Here is a 19,589-nt window from a genome sequence, read left to right on the forward strand (position 1 = left end):
TTTATTTCCCCGCCGGGTAACGATTCCGGTACACTTCATACATCAGAAGAGATGCGGAGACAGAAGCGTTCAGTGACTCGACGTGCCCGGTCATCGGCAGACGGACGAGCCAGTCGCATTTTTCTTTGGTGAGACGACTTATCCCCTTTCCTTCGTTCCCGATAACAAGTGCCAGTGGGAGCGTACCATCCAGTTCGCGGTAATCCTCAGCGCCATCCGCGGCAGTGCCCACAACCCAGACGAATCTTTCTTTCAGTTCATCGATGGTTCTGGCCAGATTTGTCACTCTTACGACCGGCACATGTTCGACCGCTCCGGCGGAAGTTTTGGCCACGACAGCCGTCAGCCCGACAGAACGACGTTTCGGAATGATTACTCCGTGAGCCCCGGAAGCATCTGCCGTGCGGATGATCGACCCTAAGTTATGCGGGTCTTCCAGCTCGTCGAGAATAAGAAAGAACGGCTCCTCTCCTCTTTCGGCAGCCAGGGAGAAAAGGTCTTCCATATCGCTGTACTCATAGGCCGCTACGGAAGCAGCCACCCCCTGGTGATTCCCGTCCACCAGCTGATCGATTTTTTGTTTAGGCACCCGCTGGACCAGTATGTTGTTATTTTTCGCAGCTGCTTCGAATTTTTTCGCCGCCTGCTGCTGTAACTGATCGGAAATGAAGATTTTATTAATAGGTCGTTCCGCTTTCAAAGCTTCCAGAACGGCATTCTTGCCTGTAATCCATTCTCCGCTCATCTAAATCCCCTCCTTTTCTTCGATAGTGGTAATCGCACCGGAGACGAGTTCAAAAAGCCGATCTTCGTCACCGTCCAGATAAAGATAGCCGAGGACAGCTTCAAAAGCTGTCGCGAGACGATACGTGCGGACGTCCGTGTTTTTCGGGATGGAGCCGGACTTGGCATTCCTGCCCCGGCGGAAGACGTCCGCTTCCTGCTCGTCAAGCGCTTCGTCCTCCATCCATTCTTTCGCAACGTGAGCCTGTGCACCTGCCGATACGAATCGCACAGCCGTCTGATGCAGCTCCTGCGGACGTATGGTCCCTTTTTGAAGCAGGTGCTCCCGCACGTACAGGTCATGGACAGTGTCCCCCATGTAGGCGAGAGCCAGACTTTTCATCTGATGAGCATTAGTGATACGGCTCATCCCCTTTTCCACCTCGGCCCCTGCGGTGTATCCTCAAGCGCGATCCCTCTTTCTTTCAGCTCGTCACGAAGCTGGTCGGCTCTGGCGAAATTGCGGTCTTTTCTCGCCTGTTCCCGCTCCTGTATCTTTGCATCCACTTCCTCATCCTGAAGCTCATCGGCAGCATCAATTTCAAGGCCGAGCACTCCGGTAAGGTCTTCGAGAAGCGTGGCGTAAGCTTCCAGCACTTCTTCATCCGTCTGTTCTTTCTGCTGGTACAGGTTCGCGGATTTCGCTATATCAAACAGCACGGAAATGGCATTCGCGGTATTGAAGTCGTCGTCCATTTCTTTGATAAAAGACTGTCTCAGACGCTCCGTTTCCTCCATCCACTCGTCTTTGTCATTCGTAAGACTCATGCTGGTCTTCTTCCTGTGTTTCACATTTTCATAAGCGTTCCGGATGCGTTCGAACCCGCTTTTTGCGCTTTCAAGAAGTTCCGCGCTGAAATTGATCGGATGGCGGTATTGAACACTAAGCATGAAAAAGCGGATCATCTGAGGATCGTGCTTTTTAACCAGATCATGTGCGAGGACGAAATTCCCTAGCGACTTGGACATTTTTTCATTCTCAATATTGATATAACCGTTATGCATCCAGTAACGGGCGAAATCCGTCTCATTATGTGCTTCCGACTGGGCAATTTCGTTTTCGTGGTGAGGGAAAGTTAGATCCTGTCCTCCGGCATGGATATCGATCGTATCTCCAAGATATTTTTTCGCCATCGTGGAGCATTCGATATGCCAGCCCGGACGTCCTGTCCCCCACGGGCTTTCCCAGCTGATTTCCCCATCCTTCGCTTCTTTCCAGAGAGCGAAGTCGAGCGGGTCCTCTTTCTTCTCACCGACTTCGATCCGTGACCCGGACTGCAGTTCGTCGATCGGCTGCTGGGAAAGTTTTCCGTATTCATCAAACTTACGCGTCCGGAAGTAAACGTCGCCCTCTGTTTCATAGGCGTACCCTTTGCTGATCAGACTATCGATAAACGTTATGATTTCGTCCATATTTTCGGTGACGCGCGGGTGGTGAACCGCTTCTTTCACACCTAATGCACCCACGTCTTCCTTGTAAGCCTCAATAAAGCGGTCCGCAATCGCCGGCACTTCTTCTTCGAGTTCATTGGCGGCTTTGATCAGTTTGTCATCCACGTCCGTAAAGTTCAGAACATAGATCACTTCATAACCCCGGTATTCAAAATAACGACGGACAGTATCGAAAACGATCGCAGGGCGCGCGTTTCCGATATGAATGTAGTTGTATACGGTCGGGCCGCAGACGTACATCTTCACCTTGCCTTCTTCGAGCGGTTCAAACGTTTCCTTCTGTCTTGTGAGCGTATTATAAATCTTTATACTCATGGTCCTCACTCCTTTTTCTCTCGATATTCAATTCTTCGCACATCTCTTTGATTTCCTGCTCTATTTCATTCAGGCGATCGTAAACGGGGTCCGGCAGTTTGTGGTGGTCCAGGTCTTTCCTTTTCCCTTCCACTTTTTCCCCGTTCCGGATGACGACCCGACCCGGTATTCCGACTACTGTGGAATTCTCGGGCACTTCATGAAGGACGACGGATCCTGCTCCGACTTTCGAATTTTTGCCGATCGTAATGGAGCCGAGCACTTTGGCTCCGGTAGCGACAAGCACATTATCTTCAAGAGTGGGGTGACGCTTGCCTTTCTCCTTACCTGTACCGCCGAGTGTGACTCCCTGGAAGATCGAGACGTTATTCCCGATTTCACAAGTCTCTCCGACCACCACTCCCATACCGTGGTCGATGAAAAACCGTCTCCCTATCGTCGCTCCGGGATGAATTTCAATTCCGGTGAAAAAACGGCTGATCTGCGAGATGACTCTCGCCAGAAAGAAGAATTTCTTTTTGTAGAGGCCGTGTGCGATTCTATGAGACCAGATGGCGTGCAGACCTGCATAAGTAAGAATCACTTCCCAGTAAGAACGGGCAGCAGGGTCCTGGTCAAAAACCACTTCGACATCTTCTTTGAACATTTTTAATTTCCCCATCATTTCCCTCCTTCGCACTATTCTATGAATCCGTGTCATAATTCTTCTGTCGAAAAAAAGCGTCCCTGTGCCTTTAAGCACAGAGACGCTTCCGCGTGGTTCCACTCTGTTTGGAAGAACAGTCTGACTGTTCCTCCCTCTCACTTCTATAACGGGAAGGTGCCGCTTCGTCTACTGCAGGTTCGACGGAAGACTCAGGGGTGCATTTCGGGACATTCTCTTAAAACCGTTCTCAGCTGTACCGGTTCTCTCTGGGTAAGAGATAAGTCCCTACTTCTCCCCGTCAGGGTTTTTTCTTTATTTCAATTCGTCCAGTGCTTTTTCAAGTCTTGCTGTCACTGTATCATACCCGAGGAGATGAATCGCGTTCGGAAGCTCGGGACCGTGGGTCTGCCCGGTAGTGGCTACCCGGATCGGCATGAACAGTTTCTTGCCTTTGTGACCTGTTTCCTTCTGAACTGCTTTCATCTGCGGCTTAATATTTTCCGGAGTGAATTCCTCGAGCTGTTCGAGGTTACGTTTGAACGCCTCCAGCACTTCCGGAACCTGCTCGCCGCGGAGAACTTCCATCGCTTCTTCATCATAATCGATCGTTTCCCGGAAAAACAGTTCGGTCAGCTCGGTGATTTCCGCTCCGTAATTCAACTGAGGCTGATACAGACTGATCAGTTCCTCCGTCCATTTCTGATCCTCCGCAGACCGGTCCGTCGAAACCTTCCCGTCTTTTTCAAGATGAGGGATCGTAAGCTCCAGTATTTCTTCAAACGAGAGGTTCTTAATGTACTGGTTGTTCATCCACTTGAGTTTCGCCGGGTCGAATACTGCCGGAGAAGTGGAGAGACGGTCTTCATCAAAGATCTCGATCAGTTTTTCAGGAGAGAATATTTCCTCTTCTCCTACCGGGGACCAGCCGAGAAGTGTAATAAAGTTGAACAGGGCGTCCGGCAGATAGCCGCGTTCGTAGTACTGGCTGATGAACTGAAGAATATGCTGATCACGCTTACTGAGCTTTTTCCTTTCTTCGTTCAGAATCAGGGTCATGTGACCGAACTGAGGCGGGGTCCAGCCGAAAGCCTCATATACCATCATCTGTTTCGGTGTGTTGGAAATGTGCTCTTCTCCGCGCAGCACGTGAGAGATTTTCATCAGGTAGTCGTCGATGGCTACGGCAAAGTTGTACGTAGGTGTGCCATTTTTCTTAACGATTACCCAGTCACCGAAATCGCTGGAATCAAAAGAAATGTCGCCACGCACAATATCAGTGAACGTATACGTTTTATCTTTCGGAACGCGTAGACGGATACTCGGCTCCCTGCCCTCGGCTTCGAACTGTTCCCGTTCTTCCTGAGTAAGGTTGCTGTGAGCTCCCGAATATTTAGGGACTTCGCCCCGGGCTCTCTGCGCTTCCCTTTCTTCCTCGAGTTCTTCCGCGGTAACGTAACACTTGTAGGCGAGATCTTTCTCCAGAAGTTCATCCACGTACTGCTGATAGATGTGAAGACGCTGCATCTGGTGGTACGGCCCGTACTCTCCACCGTGACCGGCACCTTCATCCCACTCGATTCCGAGCCATTTCAGGAAATCGAGCTGACTCTGTTCTCCACCTTCCACGTTTCTTTTTGCATCGGTATCTTCGATTCTTATAACGAAAGTCCCGTCGTTATGTTTGGCATACAAATAGTTGAATAGAGCAGTCCGCGCGTTCCCGATGTGCAGGTATCCGGTCGGGCTCGGTGCGTACCTTACTCTCACCTCTTTAGTCATACTGCTTTTCCCTCCTGTTTCTCCGTTCGTCTTTTTATCATTTTATCATTTTTTTACGTAGATTGCTGACTATTTTGCAACAGTACGGCTGCCTGCGAGGCGATTCCTTCCTTCCGGCCCGGAAAGCCCAGCTTTTCGGTTGTTGTCGCTTTTACATTGACCTGGGAGATCTCCACTTTCAAAAGACCGGCAATCGTCTTTCTTATGTCATCGATGTAAGGGGCCATCTTCGGTGCCTGGGCGATAATCGTCGCATCCAGATTACCGAGAGTGTAGCCTTCTTTTTCCGCTATTTTCCATACATTCTGCAGCAATACCCGCGAGTCGGCATCTTTGAACGCCGGGTCCGTGTCCGGAAAATGTTTCCCGATGTCGCCCTTGCCGAGCGCTCCGAGGATGGCATCTGATACAGCATGAAGCAGTACGTCGGCATCCGAATGACCGATAAGTCCCTGTTCGTGCGGAATTTCCACCCCGCCGATAATACATTTTCTTCCCTCGGCCAGCTGATGTACATCGAATCCTTGACCAATTCTCATTTGATAAATTGCCTCCTTCATCCCTTTTCTACATACGACGTCGCTTTTTGCAGATCTTCGGGAGTCGTTATTTTAATGTTATCGTAACTTCCCCGTACGATGGAGACGTCATAGTCGAAGCTTTCTGCGAGCGCCGCATCATCAGTGGCATAAAATCCTCTGGCCCGGGCCTTTTCGTGAGCTTCCTTAATCAATTCGTACGGAAAACCCTGAGGTGTTTGCGCTGCCCATAAGTCATCCCGGTTCAGCGTCTGCAATTTTCCGTCTTTCCATTGTTTAACCGTATCCGTTACCGGAACAGCCAGTAGAGCTGCCCCGTCTTTTTCAATCTTCTCCACGAGATGACGGATGCTGCTTTCCTTAACAAAAGGCCTGGCACCGTCGTGAATGAGGACCGGTAATTCCCGGTCGGAGACGGCTTTCAAACCTTCATAAACGCTATCCTGCCGTTCCTCTCCGCCGTGGATGAGGCTAATCTTCGGAAACTGATACGTATCTATCAACTCCTGCATATCCGCTTCATCCGCCTCGTTCGTCACCAGAACTATTTCCCTGCACGTTACGTCCTGGGTGAAGACTTTCAGCGTGTGTACGATTAACGGGTCGTCCCCGATCATGAGAAACTGTTTGTTCTTTCCCGCTCTCATCCGTTTTCCCTGTCCTGCTGCAACGATTACTGCTGTATAATGTGTCATGTCCATCCTCCGGGTGTCGATTCCAAAATAAAAGCGATAACCCGATGTTATCACTTTTATAATCTCTTATTCGTTTATACCTTTTTTACAGCGCTTTTTCAAGGGATTTAGGTTTTGCGAAAATCATCCGGCCGGCTGAAGTCTGAAGGACGCTCGTAACGATTACATCAATCGTATCGCCGATAAAACTTTTCCCTTCCTCGACGACGATCATCGTTCCGTCATCCAGATACGCAACTCCCTGATTCTGCTCTTTACCGTCTTTGATGACGTGCACCTTCATTTCTTCTCCCGGAAGCACTACCGGTTTCACAGCATTCGCCAGGTCATTGATGTTGAGTACCTGCACACCCTGGAATTCGCATACTTTATTCAGGTTAAAATCATTGGTGACGACGATACCGTCTATGACTTTAGCCAGTTTGACCAGTTTACTGTCGACTTCCTGAATTTCCTCGAAGTCCCCTTCATACATTTCAACGTTCACAGGAACGTCCCGCTGCAGACGATTCAGGATATCGAGACCCCGTCGCCCTCTGTTCCGTTTTAGTCCGTCGGAAGAATCTGCAATATGCTGAAGTTCTTCCAGGACGAAGTGGGGAATGACCAGCGTCCCCTCCAGAAAATTGGATTCACAAATATCAGCTATTCTCCCGTCGATAATCACACTCGTATCGAGGATTTTTTTCCGGGGCACCTGTTCGTTTTTCTCCGTAGATGCCGCTTCTTCTTTCTTCCTGCTTTCCGACGTATTTTCTTTTCTCGCAATCGTCAAAAGGTTGAGAAATTCGTCCTTCCTCTTGTACCCGATCTGAAACCCGTAGTATCCGAGAAGAAGAGTTATGAAAATCGGAAGCAGCTGGCTGATGATCTTTATTTCAATATCAATAAGCATCGTATTGATTAAATACGCTACGAATAACCCGAAAATGAGCCCCAGACTTCCGAATAACAACTCGCCCACCGGTGCCCTGACCAGCGCATCCTCTGTCCATTTAAGAAATTTTACAATCGGGGAAACTAACCAGAACGTTAATAAGAATAGAATGAATGCACCTGCTACTGCACCTAATATCTGCTGAAGCCAAGGTTCAATTTCCCACCCGAAAGCTGTAAATGCTTCCGGCAAATACAAATACCCGATAGTACCTCCCGTAAGAATAAGGGATAACTGTACAACACGTTTTAACATTCTCTTCACCTCCTTTTAAAAAAAGTTCTTCCAAAATACTGCATCTCTCTCGTGTTACGATGTTTCACGTGGAACACAACCCCTACTCCAGGGTTGCGTCCATCGCTTCTTTGATCGTTTCCACACCAATCACTTCTATATTATCCGGTACAGTCCAGCCTTCCAGGTTTCTTGAAGGGATGACTGCCCGGGAAAACCCGAGTTTGGCCGCTTCCTGTACTCTTTGTTCAATACGGGATACGCGCCTGATCTCACCGGTAAGTCCTACTTCCCCGATAAGGATATCCGTTGCTTTCGGCACCTGATCACGAAAACTCGAAGCAATACTCACTGCGACTCCGAGGTCAATCGCCGGCTCATCCAGCTTCACGCCTCCGGCCACTTTCACGTACGCGTCGTAGTTCTGGAGGAGCAGACCTGCTCGTTTTTCCAGTACGGCCATAAGAAGAGGAACTCTGCTGTGATCGAGCCCGGTAGCCATTCTTCTCGGGTTCCCGAAAGCCGTGGGGGAAATGAGAGCCTGAATCTCCACGAGCACAGGTCTTGTTCCCTCCATCGATGCAACTACCGTTGACCCGGCCGTACCTTTGGATCGTTCTTCGAGAAATATCTCCGAAGGGTTTAATACTTCTTCGAGACCCGATTCCTTCATTTCGAAGATCCCCATTTCATGCGTGCCGCCGAAGCGGTTCTTCACGCTTCTGACGATCCGGAAAGTGTTGTGCTGCTCCCCTTCAAAATAAAGGACGGCATCAACCATATGTTCGAGCAGACGGGGGCCGGCGATGGATCCTTCTTTTGTTACGTGCCCGACGATGAACACGGGGATACCTTTTGTTTTGGCGATTCTCATCAGTTCACTCGTACATTCACGAACCTGGGACACGCTTCCCGGCGCGGAAGTGACCTCTTCCTTATATACCGTCTGAATAGAGTCGACCACCAGAAATTTCGGCTGCACCGTCTCTATATGAGCGACGATATGCTCGAGGTTCGTTTCTGCGAGAATGTACAACTGATCCGATGTAACGTTTAAACGGTCTGCACGAAGCTTCGTCTGCTTCGTCGATTCTTCACCGGAAATGTACAGGACGGGAAGGTTCTTGTCCGCTAACTGAGAGGAGACCTGAAGTAAGAGGGTCGATTTTCCAATACCCGGATCACCGCCTATTAAAACCATCGAACCTCCTACAATACCCCCGCCGAGCACCCGGTTAAACTCCGGCATCGCCGTCTCTATCCTCGATTCTTCTTTCAATGCGATAGACGTGATGCGCTCCGGTTTCGATCTGTTATCCTTATCGACCTGAAACGTGTGGCGGTCGTTCTTCCCTGTAATCGCTGTTTCCTCCACGAAAGTATTCCAGCGTCCGCATGCCGGACACTTCCCCATCCATTTAGGAGATTCGTTTCCGCACTCCTGACAGACAAATATCGTCTTCTTTTTAGCCACCTTACATCTCTCCTTACTGTATATTATATACGGGATTTCTTATATATAAGTTTCATCCCCGTTTCAATTTCATTAAAAATCACCCCGGCCTTTAAAAAAGAGCCTGCAGAATATAAGTTCGGGGCGCACGGGAGAGAAACATGCAAGTCCCTTCCGTTATTTCTTCCTCTTTGTATAATTATGAGGGAATAAAGAAAAAATCGGAAGGCATATGCCTTCCGATTCATACTTAAGCTTCTGAAGTTGCTGTGGATACTACGAATTCATTGTTTTCATCAAGATCGATGACCACTTTCTGTCCTTTGTGGATCGACTCTTTCAACAGTTCCTCGGACAGCAGATCTTCCACGTTCTTCTGCAGTGAACGACGAAGCGGTCTCGCACCATATTCCGGATCGAATCCTTCTTCGGCAATATGGGAGATGGCTTTATCCGAAAGTGTAAAGTCGATTTCCTGCTCCAGCAGACGCGTTCTGAGCTGGTCTGCCATGAGAGTCACAATGTCTTTCATGTGTTTTCTCTCCAGAGCATGGAAAACGATGGTTTCATCGATACGGTTAAGGAACTCAGGACGGAAAGCTTTTTTAAGCTCTTCGGTCACTTTCGATTTCATATCTTTGTGGTCCTGAGTCTGGTCTCCCATGGAAAACCCGACGTATTTATTTTCTTTCAATTCCTGTGCGCCGACGTTCGAAGTCATAATGAGCACAGTGTTCCGGAAATCTACGACGCGACCTTTACCGTCCGTCAGACGACCGTCTTCAAGTACCTGAAGCAGTACGTTGAATACATCCGGGTGCGCTTTTTCCACTTCATCCAGCAGCACGACAGAGTATGGTTTCTGACGGACTTTTTCTGTTAACTGTCCGCCTTCTTCATAGCCGACATAGCCCGGAGGGGAACCTACGAGACGGGACGTGCTGTGTTTTTCCATATATTCGGACATATCAACACGGATCATCGCGTCCTCTTCACCGAACATGCTTTCAGCGAGAGCGCGGGCCAGTTCTGTTTTACCTACACCTGTCGGACCTAGGAAAATAAAGGAACCGATCGGACGTTTAGGGTCCTTCAATCCCGCACGAGCCCGGCGGATCGCCTTAGCCACGGAATCGACAGCTTCCTCCTGACCGATGACGCGGTTATGAAGCGTATCTTCGAGGTGAAGAAGCTGTTCGCTTTCTTCTGTAGTCATTTTCTTCACAGGGACACCGGTCCAGAGAGAGACGATGGAAGCTATATCTTCGACAGTCACTTCGGAATCTTCCTGTCCCTGTTTTTCTTTCCATTTTTTCTGCGTTTCTTCCAGCTCTTCGCGTAACTTCTGTTCGTCGTCGCGAAGAGAAGCAGCTTTTTCAAATTCCTGACTCTGTACAGCCGCATCTTTTTCTTTACGGACTTCTTCGAGTTTCTGCTCCAGTTCTTTCAGGTTAGGTGGAGCCGTATATGAACGGAGGCGTACTTTGGAAGCTGCTTCATCTATGAGATCGATAGCTTTGTCCGGAAGGAAACGGTCTGTGATATAACGATCGGAGAACCGGACTGCTGATTCGATTGCTTCATCTGTAATCGTTACTCTGTGGTGTGCTTCATAACGGTCCCGCAGACCCTGAAGGATCTGTGTGGATTCTTCCGTCGTAGGTTCATCCACCTGGATAGGCTGGAAACGACGTTCCAGAGCAGCATCTTTTTCGATATACTTCCGGTATTCATCCAGCGTAGTGGCGCCGATACACTGAAGATCCCCACGGGCAAGAGAAGGTTTCAGAATGTTGGAAGCGTCAATCGCCCCTTCTGCACCGCCGGCTCCGATCAGTGTGTGCAATTCGTCAATGAAAAGAATGATATTCCCTGCCTGACGAATCTCTTCCATCACTTTTTTCAAACGGTCTTCAAACTCTCCGCGGTATTTAGTACCGGCGACGACCGTACCCATATCGAGGGTCATGACGCGTTTATCCCTCAGAATCTCAGGTACTTCGTTTTCCACGATCTGCTGGGCGAGTCCTTCTGCAACTGCAGTTTTACCGACACCCGGCTCCCCGACGAGTACAGGGTTGTTTTTCGTACGACGACTCAATACCTGTATGACACGCTGAATTTCTTCACTACGACCGATGACCGGGTCGACGTTTCCTTCTTTGGCAATGGACGTCAAGTCCTGGGCAAGGGAGTCGAGTGTAGGGGTGGTTTGACCGCTGCCCTGAGCAGCTCCACCGCCCTGGTTGCCGCCGCGACGACCCTGGCCGCCGGTCGATTCATTGTTCCCCAGCAGCTGAAGTACCTGTTGGCGGGCTTTATTCAGACTGACACCGAGATTGTTAAGCACTCGTGCAGCCACTCCTTCTCCTTCGCGGATCAGACCGAGAAGAATATGTTCCGTGCCTACGTAAGAGTGCCCCAATTTGCGGGCTTCGTCCATGGAAAGCTCAATCACCTTCTTGGCGCGCGGAGTATAGTGGATCGTCTGGGATTTCTGTTCTCCTGCACCGATCAGGTTCTCCACTTCCGTCTGGATGGTTTCAGCTTCCAGTCCAAGCGCAGTCAGCGCTTTCGCTGCAATACCCTCACCTTCTTTAACGAGACCTAACAGCACGTGCTCCGTACCGATATTACTGTGACCTAGACGCACGGCTTCTTCCTGGGACAATGCAAGTACTTTTTGTGCTCTTTCTGTAAATCTGCCAAACATCATAATTTGTTACCTCCTTCATTAGTTATCATCTTCAAGATTTATTCTTTCCCTGATCAGAGTCGCCCGTTTGATATCCCGGTCTTCGGGGTCCAGGGATTCTCCTGCGTACTGCTGGAGAAATCCGGGCTGGGTCAGTACCATCAGTTCATTTAAGATGGTGCGCGGTATGTCTTTCAGAAAATCCAGATCAATACCGAGACGAAGATCCGACAGACAGCCTGCTGCTTCTTTTGAAGTGATGACCCGGCTGTGTCTGAGCGTACCATAAGAACGATAAATACGATCTTCCAGCTGCACAGGTGAACGATTCATCAGTGTCTGTCTTGCCTTGCGTTCCTGCTCAATGAGCTGCTGCACAACGCTGTGCAGATCTTCCACGATGTCTTCTTCTGATTTACCCAGAGTAATCTGGTTTGAAATCTGAAAAAGATTTCCCACCGCTTCACTGCCTTCACCATATATTCCCCGCACGACGAGACCCAGCTGGTTGATTGCAGGGGTCATACGATTAATCTGTTTAGTGAGGGCGAGCGCGGGCAGGTGCATCATGACAGAGGCCCTCATTCCTGTTCCCACATTTGTCGGGCATGCAGTCAAATATCCGCGCTCTTCATCAAAGGCGTAATCTATTTTCTCTTCAAGCCAGTCATCCAGCTGAGAGGCCTGTTCCAGCGCTTTATCAAGCTGAAAACCAGGGAAATACAGCTGAATGCGAAGATGATCTTCTTCATTGACCATAATCGACACCTGTTCATTTTCACTGATAATGGTAGCTGCATTTTCTCTGTCTTCAATCAGATGGGGGCTGACCAGATGCTTCTCTACGAGCCCCCTTTTTTCTATCGGCTGAAGATCATCCATCTTCACGAGCTGCAGCCCTTCATATTCACGGAAAGAACTATCGGTAAAATGTTCATCCATGAAGGAAAGGACCTCCTCCAGCGGTTCACCTCTTGCTACCGTGGGGAATGGCTGGGAAGAGAAGTTTCTTGCAAGCCGGATACGACTGCTCAGTACAATATCACTGTCCGGTCCGTCGTGCCGCATCCACGGACTGATAGCCTCATTCATAAATTTCTCAAGAGACATCAGGAATCACCGCCTTTATCCTGGTTCAATTCTTCTTCAAGTGTTCTGATTTCATCTCTTACCTTGGCAGCTTCCTCGAATTCTTCCTGGTTGATAAGCTGATGAAGCTTTTCCCGGTGTTTCTCAATATCTCTGCGAAGATTCAGATCCCCGCCGGCTCGTTTTGGAACTTTGCCGTGGTGAGTCGTATTTCCGCTGTGCACCCGTTTCAGAATCGGATCCAGCCTTTCATTGAACGTCTCATAGCACGTGGCACAGCCGAATTTCCCGGCCTTCGTGAATTCCTGATAGGTCAGACCGCATCCGGAACATTGAAGACTTTCCTTCTGCTGCTGCTGCTTATTCCCCTGAAATAACTTTCCGGCACTTCCGCTGCCTTCCATATGAAAAAGTCCGGACAACAAATCATTCAGAGAGAACTTCTCTTCTTCCTGATTCATGTACCCCTGTTCCTTGGCACAGGAGTCGCACAAATGAACTTCATTTTTTTCACCGTTGATCACTTGGGTCAGATGAACAGTAGCCGGATACTTCTCACAGCGCTGACATTGCATACAAGCACACTCCTTTCTCTACTTATATTTAAGCTTCGATAACATAGCCGTCATTACTCTCGATCGTATTTCATCACGGAACGGTAATGGGAAAGCTAACGTATTTCTATCAATAACGCTCAAAATAAGTTCGGACTCTCTCGTCGTAATCACTTTATTTTCAAGCAGCCGTTCCACGATATCCAGAGCTCTAGACTGGGATACCTGCGGCTGAATGAGCAGTAATACTTCGTCGATGAGATCGGCTTCATCCAGATGCTGAATACGGCGGATGCGAATATATCCGCCACCGCCTCTTTTACTTTCCACTATATACCCTTTTTCCACAGTGAAACGGGTCTTAATCACATAATTGATTTGAGAGGGCACACACTGAAATTTTTCAGCCAGATCACTACGTTTTATTTCGATGACCTGATGCGGGTTATCCTGGATTATATGTTTCAGATATTCTTCGATGACATCGGATATATTCCGCATGGCCCTCCTCCTTCCTTTGACTTTGACTATCTTTGACTATAATTTTATTATACTCAAAATCATGAAGCATTCAACTATTTTGTTTGCAATAAACCCTTTCCCTGAACACCCTCCCATTAAAAGCATTTTGTCGGCAAATCACCATATCCTATCTTTACAAAAAAAGCCCGGCAGCAGGCTTTTAGAATCTGTGGATTACTGAAATTTCCCCGTCGAGTTTTCCCAACTCTTCCATCAAGGTTTGATCATCCAGTGTATTTGTTTTTGATAATTTCAAAATCATATAGATATGATCTTCTTTTTTGATTTCCACCTTTTCGATTTCAACTTCAAGATGTTCCAGCAGTGCAAAAATCTCCTTTACACCTTTCTGGTCTGCCACTGTAAGGTGATAAGCACCCTTTGCTACGTGCCTGAGATATTTTTCTTCCAGGTTATTCAACAGGATGAGGCTGAGAAGGACAAGAAAAGTGGCCAGCACCGCAATGTCGTACATTCCTGCTCCGACAATCAGTCCAATCCCCGCAACTGTCCATATAGAAGCGGCTGTCGTCAGGCCACGGATGGTGCTTCCGTTTACGATAATCGTACCTGCTCCAAGAAAGCCGATTCCGCTGATAACATAAGAAGGAATGCGGGCAGGATCAAAGCGGATATTGTCATATTTCTGGATATATTCTTCAAATCCGTATAGGGATAAAAGCATCATAATACACGCTCCGACACCAACAAGTATGTGGGTACGGAATCCGGCAGAGTGCCGTTTCAGTTCTCTTTCAAAACCTATCAGTCCTGAAAGAAACAGTGCAATCACCAGTCTGATCGTAAAAATATCAAAGTCTTCGTCAATAAATCCCGAAAAAAATTCTTTGAATTCTTCCATCCTGCTCCCCGCCTTTCCAGTTTCGACTTCTCTAAATATCCTACCCCTGCATAATAAGACTGAATCATAGAAGGGGTCGAGAAAGATCTTACCTATACAAAAGAAGCCCAGAGGGGGTGGCCTCTGGGCTTCTGACAATGTGGCAGCGCCCTACTCTTGCGGGGGGTAACCCCGACTACCATCGGCGCGGAAGAACTTAACTTCTGTGTTCGGCATGGGAACAGGTGTGACCTCTTCGCTATTGCCACCACATCTTAGGAAGGAATGAACCTTCAAAACTGGATAAGAAACATACGACCAACGTATAGAGAAGATCTCGATGGATTAGTATCCGTCTGCTGCACGTGTCGCCACGCTTCCACACCGGACCTATCAACCTCTTCGTCTCAGAGGCATCTCTACAAAGGGAAATCTCATCTCAAGGGGGGCTTCATGCTTAGATGCTTTCAGCACTTATCCCGTCCACACGTAGCTACCCAGCAATGCTCCTGGCGGAACAACTGGTACACCAGCGGTGTGTCCATCCCGGTCCTCTCGTACTAAGGACAGCTCCTTTCAAATTTCCAACGCCCACGACGGATAGGGACCGAACTGTCTCACGACGTTCTGAACCCAGCTCGCGTACCGCTTTAATGGGCGAACAGCCCAACCCTTGGGACCGACTACAGCCCCAGGATGCGATGAGCCGACATCGAGGTGCCAAACCTCCCCGTCGATGTGGACTCTTGGGGGAGATAAGCCTGTTATCCCCGGGGTAGCTTTTATCCGTTGAGCGACGGCCCTTCCATGCGGTACCGCCGGATCACTAAGTCCGACTTTCGTCCCTGCTCGACTTGTAGGTCTCGCAGTCAAGCTCCCTTGTGCCTTTACACGCTGCGAATGATTTCCAACCATTCTGAGGGAACCTTTGAGCGCCTCCGTTACTTTTTGGGAGGCGACCGCCCCAGTCAAACTGCCCACCTGACACTGTCTCCGGACCGGATCACGGTCCTGGGTTAGAATGTCCGTACCGCCAGGGTGGTATCCCACGGGCGCCTCCACCGAAGCTTGCGCTCCGGTTTCGATGGCTCCCACCTATCCTGTACAAGCGATACCAACATTCAATATCAGGCTACAGTAAAGCTCCACGGGGTCTTTCCGTCCTGTCGCGGGTAATGCGCATCTTCACGCATCGTATAATTTCACCGGGTCTCTCGTTGAGACAGTGCCCAAGTCGTTGCACCTTTCGTGCGGGTCGGAACTTACCCGACAAGGAATTTCGCTACCTTAGGACCGTTATAGTTACGGCCGCCGTTTACTGGGGCTTCGGTTCAACGCTTCGCTTACGCTAACGCATCCCCTTAACCTTCCAGCACCGGGCAGGTGTCAGCCCCTATACTTCACCTTACGGTTTCGCAGAGACCTGTGTTTTTGGTAAACAGTCGCTTGGGCCTCTTCACTGCGGCTCCTCGGCAGAGGAGCACCCCTTCTCCCGAAGTTACGGGGTCATTTTGCCGAGTTCCTTAACGAGAGTTCTCCCGATCACCTTAGGATACTCTCCTCGCCTACCTGTGTTGGTTTGCGGTACGGGCACCCGCCATCCTCGCTAGAGGCTTTTCTTGGCAGTGTGAAATCAGGAGCTTCGATACTCATGTTCTCTCCCCATCACTGCTTGCACTTGCCGGACGGATTTGCCTATCCGACGCGCTCACAGCTTGGACGCACACATCCAATGGTGCGCTCTCCCTATCCTCCTGCGTCCCCCCGTTCGCTCGAACGGAGGCGGGTGGTACAGGAATCTCCACCTGTTGTCCATCGCCTACGCCTTTCGGCCTCGGCTTAGGTCCCGACTAACCCTGAGTGGACGAGCCTTCCTCAGGAACCCTTAGGCTTACGGTGAAAGAGATTCTCACTCTTTTTTCGCTACTTATACCGGCATTCTCACTTCCAGTCGCTCCACCAGTCCTCACGGTCTGACTTCACAGCTCCTGGAACGCTCTCCTACCACTTGCATCATCGATGCAAATCCGTAGCTTCGGTGGTGTGTTTAGCCCCGGTACATTTTCGGCGCAGCGTCACTCGACCAGTGAGCTATTACGCACTCTTTCAATGATAGCTGCTTCTAAGCTAACATCCTGGTTGTCTAAGCAACGCCACATCCTTTTCCACTTAACACACACTTAGGGACCTTAGCTGACGGTCTGGGCTGTTCCCCTCTTGACCATGAACCTTCTCACCCATGGTCTGACTCCTCGACGCGAGTCGCTGGCATTCGGAGTTTGACTGAACTCGGTAACCCGGTAGGGGCCCCTCATCCAATCAGTGCTCTACCTCCAGGACTCCTGGCCGAAGGCTAGCCCTAAAGCTATTTCGGAGAGAACCAGCTATCTCCGTGTTCGATTGGCATTTCACCCCTACCCACCCCTCATCCCCGTAATTTTCAACTTACGTGGGTTCGGGCCTCCAGTCAGTATTACCTGACCTTCACCCTGGAGATGGGTAGATCACACGGTTTCGGGTCTACGACCGTCTACTCGAGACGCCCTGTTCAGACTCGCTTTCGCTGCGGCTCCACACCTACGGTGCTTAACCTTGCAGCCGATCGTAACTCGCCGGTCCATTCTACAAAAGGTACGCCGTCACCCATTAACGGGCTCCGACTACTTGTAGGCACACGGTTTCAGGTTCTCTTTCACTCCCCTTCCGGGGTGCTTTTCACCTTTCCCTCACGGTACTGGTTCACTATCGGTTACCAGGGAGTATTTAGCCTTGGGAGATGGTCCTCCCGGATTCCGACGAAATTTCTCGTGTTTCGCCGTACTCAGGATCCACTCCGGAGGAGGGAGGATGTCGGCTACAGGGCTGTTACCTGCTATGGCTGGACGTTCCAGTCCGATTCGCCTATCCTCCCTCTTGGTAACTCCAAGGGAGTGTCCTACAACCCCAGAGAGCAAGCTCTCTGGTTTGGGCTGGTTCCGTTTCGCTCGCCGCTACTCGGGAAATCGCATTTGCTTTCCTCTCCTCCGGGTACTGAGATGTTTCAGTTCCCCGGGTCTACCTCCGATCACCTATGTATTCAGTGATCGGTACTGTCCCATAACGGACAGTGGGTTCCCCCATTCGGACATCTTCGGATCAACGCCTACTTACGGCTCCCCGAAGCATTTCGGTGTTTGTCCCGTCCTTCATCGGCTCCTGGTACCAAGGCATCCACCGTGCGCCCTTCATTTCTTCACTATACTAGTGAAAAGACGCTTCATTCTAAAATAAAGATCGATGTTGGTCCAGATCAATATCTTACGATATTGTCTGTTTGTTTCTTATCCAGTTTTCAAGGTTCAAAGAGAGCATAGATCTCTCAAAACTGAACATGTTTTAGCCATGCGCCGGAGCGCTCCATAAGAGCGCCCGGTTCGTGCGGATCCTTCCCGTAAGGGGAAAGATCCGTTCCTATCCTTAGAAAGGAGGTGATCCAGCCGCACCTTCCGATACGGCTACCTTGTTACGACTTCACCCCAATCATTGGCCCCACCTTCGACGGCTGGCTCCTGTAAAGGTTACCTCACCGGCTTCGGGTGTTGCCAACTCTCGTGGTGTGACGGGCGGTGTGTACAAGGCCCGGGAACGTATTCACCGCAGCATGCTGATCTGCGATTACTAGCGATTCCGGCTTCATGCAGGCGAGTTGCAGCCTGCAATCCGAACTGAGAATGGGTTTCTCGGATTGGCTACCCCTCGCGGGTTCGCTTCCGTTTGTCCCATCCATTGTAGCACGTGTGTAGCCCAGGTCATAAGGGGCATGATGATTTGACGTCATCCCCGCCTTCCTCCGGTTTGTCACCGGCAGTCACCTTAGAGTGCCCAACTGAATGCTGGCAACTAAGATTAGGGGTTGCGCTCGTTGCGGGACTTAACCCAACATCTCACGACACGAGCTGACGACAACCATGCACCACCTGTCACTTGGTCCCCGAAGGGAACCTTCCATCTCTGGAAGTAGCCAAGGATGTCAAGACCTGGTAAGGTTCTTCGCGTTGCTTCGAATTAAACCACATGCTCCACCGCTTGTGCGGGCCCCCGTCAATTCCTTTGAGTTTCAGCCTTGCGGCCGTACTCCCCAGGCGGAGTGCTTAATGCGTTAACTTCAGCACTAAGGGGTGGAAGCCCCCTAACACCTAGCACTCAGCGTTTACGGCGTGGACTACCAGGGTATCTAATCCTGTTTGCTACCCACGCTTTCGCACCTCAGCGTCAGAAACCGACCAGAGAGTCGCCTTCGCCACTGGTGTTCCTCCACATATCTACGCATTTCACCGCTACACGTGGAATTCCACTCTCCTCTTCAGTTCTCAAGTTCCCCAGTTTCCAATGGCCATCCGTGGTTGAGCCACGGGCTTTCACATCAGACTTAAGGAACCGCCTGCGTGCCCTTTACGCCCAATAATTCCGGACAACGCTTGCCCCCTACGTATTACCGCGGCTGCTGGCACGTAGTTAGCCGGGGCTTCCTCGTGAGGTACCGTCAAGGGACCGCTCTGTTCGCACGATCCTTGTTCTTCCCTCACAACAGAATTTTACGATCCGAAGACCTTCATCATTCACGCGGCGTTGCTCCGTCAGACTTTCGTCCATTGCGGAAGATTCCCTACTGCTGCCTCCCGTAGGAGTCTGGGCCGTGTCTCAGTCCCAGTGTGGCCGATCACCCTCTCAGGTCGGCTACGCATCGTCGCCTTGGTGAGCCGTTACCTCACCAACCAGCTAATGCGCCGCGGGCCCATCTGTAAGCGATAGCAAGAAGCCATCCTTTTACCATCGGTTCAGGAGAACCGTTGGGTTATCCGGCATTAGCCCCGGTTTCCCGGGGTTATTCCGGTCTTACAGGCAGGTTGCCCACGTGTTACTCACCCGTCCGCCGCTCGTTCCACGAGCGTCCGCCCCGAAGGGCTTCTGCTCGCTTCCCGCGCTCGACTTGCATGTATTAGGCACGCCGCCAGCGTTCGTCCTGAGCCAGGATCAAACTCTCCATAAAAGAGATTGATTAGCTCAATCATAATT

General features: G+C 50.1%; 14 protein-coding genes, 3 rRNA genes and 1 other annotated feature. All 17 genes read right to left on the bottom strand.

From position 1 onward, the window contains the following. Position 1 precedes the first annotated feature (1 nt). Complete coding sequence (gene rlmB / locus AAV35_RS13280; RefSeq protein WP_008592484.1) at positions 2-745, bottom strand: 23S rRNA (guanosine(2251)-2'-O)-methyltransferase RlmB; 744 nt, start codon at positions 743-745, stop codon at positions 2-4. Beyond that, a complete protein-coding gene (locus AAV35_RS13285) occupies positions 746-1,153 on the bottom strand; it encodes a Mini-ribonuclease 3 (protein ID WP_008592482.1) in 408 nt (135 codons plus the stop codon). Next, positions 1,150-2,550, bottom strand: a complete 1,401-nt coding sequence (gene cysS / locus AAV35_RS13290) for a cysteine--tRNA ligase (protein WP_008592480.1) — start codon at positions 2,548-2,550, stop codon at positions 1,150-1,152. Before cysS ends, AAV35_RS13285 begins: the two co-directional genes overlap by 4 nt. Beyond that, entirely contained in the window at positions 2,531-3,211 is a 681-nt protein-coding gene (cysE, locus tag AAV35_RS13295; RefSeq protein WP_008592478.1) for a serine O-acetyltransferase, read from the bottom strand. Before cysE ends, cysS begins: the two co-directional genes overlap by 20 nt. A gap of 78 nt (positions 3,212-3,289) precedes the next feature. After that, positions 3,290-3,507, bottom strand: a binding site (T-box leader). Position 3,508: 1 nt separating this feature from the next. Continuing rightward, the gene (gene gltX / locus AAV35_RS13300; protein ID WP_008592476.1) at positions 3,509-4,975 is read right to left on the bottom strand and encodes a glutamate--tRNA ligase; all 1,467 of its coding nucleotides are present in this window, start codon (positions 4,973-4,975) and stop codon (positions 3,509-3,511) included. A gap of 53 nt (positions 4,976-5,028) precedes the next feature. Then, the gene (ispF, locus tag AAV35_RS13305; RefSeq protein WP_008592474.1) at positions 5,029-5,514 is read right to left on the bottom strand and encodes a 2-C-methyl-D-erythritol 2,4-cyclodiphosphate synthase; all 486 of its coding nucleotides are present in this window, start codon (positions 5,512-5,514) and stop codon (positions 5,029-5,031) included. A gap of 17 nt (positions 5,515-5,531) precedes the next feature. Next, positions 5,532-6,209: a 2-C-methyl-D-erythritol 4-phosphate cytidylyltransferase gene (ispD, locus tag AAV35_RS13310; protein ID WP_008592472.1), complete on the bottom strand. Its 678-nt coding sequence runs from the start codon at positions 6,207-6,209 to the stop codon at positions 5,532-5,534. A gap of 85 nt (positions 6,210-6,294) precedes the next feature. Further along, the gene (locus AAV35_RS13315; RefSeq protein ID WP_008592469.1) at positions 6,295-7,401 is read right to left on the bottom strand and encodes a PIN/TRAM domain-containing protein; all 1,107 of its coding nucleotides are present in this window, start codon (positions 7,399-7,401) and stop codon (positions 6,295-6,297) included. 82 nt (positions 7,402-7,483) lie between these two features. Then, positions 7,484-8,854 (bottom strand): DNA repair protein RadA, encoded by a 1,371-nt coding sequence (gene radA, locus AAV35_RS13320; protein WP_008592467.1) that lies wholly within the window; start codon positions 8,852-8,854, stop codon positions 7,484-7,486. Between the two features lie 229 nt (positions 8,855-9,083). Then, positions 9,084-11,549, bottom strand: a complete 2,466-nt coding sequence (clpC, locus tag AAV35_RS13330; protein ID WP_008592463.1) for an ATP-dependent protease ATP-binding subunit ClpC — start codon at positions 11,547-11,549, stop codon at positions 9,084-9,086. A gap of 18 nt (positions 11,550-11,567) precedes the next feature. After that, positions 11,568-12,638, bottom strand: coding sequence for a protein-arginine kinase McsB (gene mcsB / locus AAV35_RS13335; protein ID WP_008592461.1), 1,071 nt, complete (start codon positions 12,636-12,638; stop codon positions 11,568-11,570). Then, a complete protein-coding gene (gene mcsA / locus AAV35_RS13340) occupies positions 12,638-13,192 on the bottom strand; it encodes a protein-arginine kinase activator protein McsA (RefSeq protein ID WP_008592459.1) in 555 nt (184 codons plus the stop codon). The genes mcsB and mcsA overlap by 1 nt, the downstream gene beginning before the upstream one ends. An 18-nt stretch (positions 13,193-13,210) precedes the next feature. After that, complete coding sequence (locus AAV35_RS13345) at positions 13,211-13,672, bottom strand: CtsR family transcriptional regulator (protein ID WP_008592457.1); 462 nt, start codon at positions 13,670-13,672, stop codon at positions 13,211-13,213. Positions 13,673-13,853: 181 nt separating this feature from the next. Beyond that, positions 13,854-14,555, bottom strand: coding sequence for an MgtC/SapB family protein (locus tag AAV35_RS13350; RefSeq protein WP_008592455.1), 702 nt, complete (start codon positions 14,553-14,555; stop codon positions 13,854-13,856). A 137-nt stretch (positions 14,556-14,692) separates the two neighbouring features. Next, positions 14,693-14,807, bottom strand: a 5S ribosomal RNA gene (gene rrf / locus AAV35_RS13355). Positions 14,808-14,859: 52 nt separating this feature from the next. Further along, positions 14,860-17,771, bottom strand: a 23S ribosomal RNA gene (locus AAV35_RS13360). 223 nt (positions 17,772-17,994) lie between these two features. Further along, positions 17,995-19,563, bottom strand: a 16S ribosomal RNA gene (locus AAV35_RS13365). The 16S, 23S and 5S rRNA genes sit together here, the layout of an rRNA operon. Between the last annotated feature and the right edge of the window lie 26 nt (positions 19,564-19,589).

The organism is Salimicrobium jeotgali (assembly GCF_001685435.2).
Classification (GTDB): Bacteria; Bacillota; Bacilli; order Bacillales; family Halobacillaceae; genus Salimicrobium; species Salimicrobium album.